Consider the following 465-nt stretch of genomic DNA (forward strand, 5'->3'; position numbering starts at 1 on the left):
TAATATTGGTTTAGTCCCGGCAGCATCCAATTGTAGTTTGGCTTTTTCATCTCATTTGGCATACCTGCCCGGAAGGTAAGACGAGGAATTTTAGAAATTTCCAGCGCTTCCGGGAAGTCGCGGATCAGAGCGCGAGCCAGAATGGCCGAATCACGTGCAGACATTAAGTTTTCTGTTTGGTCGGTTTTTACGGAGTAAGGGCCAAGCTCATTGGCAGGCAGCCCGGTCGATGTAACAAACTTCGTGTTCTTCATCCCAAGTTCCTGGGCTTTCTTGTTCATCATCGCGACAAAGTTTGGTTCACTGCCTGCTATTCTTTCCGCCAGAAGTACAGTCGCATCATTGGCAGATACGACGGCCATTGCCTTGTACAATTCTTTAACGGTATGGGATTCCCCCATATTTAGATAGACGCCCGAAGAATCTGGCATTTTGGCAATATAAAACGCGTATTCACTGACCGGA

At 47.3% G+C, this 465-nt stretch carries 1 protein-coding gene; it reads right to left on the reverse strand.

Annotation, left to right across the window (positions count from 1 at the left end):
* A partial coding sequence (locus EDM54_RS26025; protein ID WP_148040240.1) for a D-alanyl-D-alanine carboxypeptidase family protein occupies positions 1–465 on the reverse strand: 465 nt, incomplete at both ends.

The organism is Brevibacillus borstelensis (assembly GCF_003710865.1).
GTDB classification, from domain to species: Bacteria; Bacillota; Bacilli; order Brevibacillales; family Brevibacillaceae; genus Brevibacillus; species Brevibacillus borstelensis.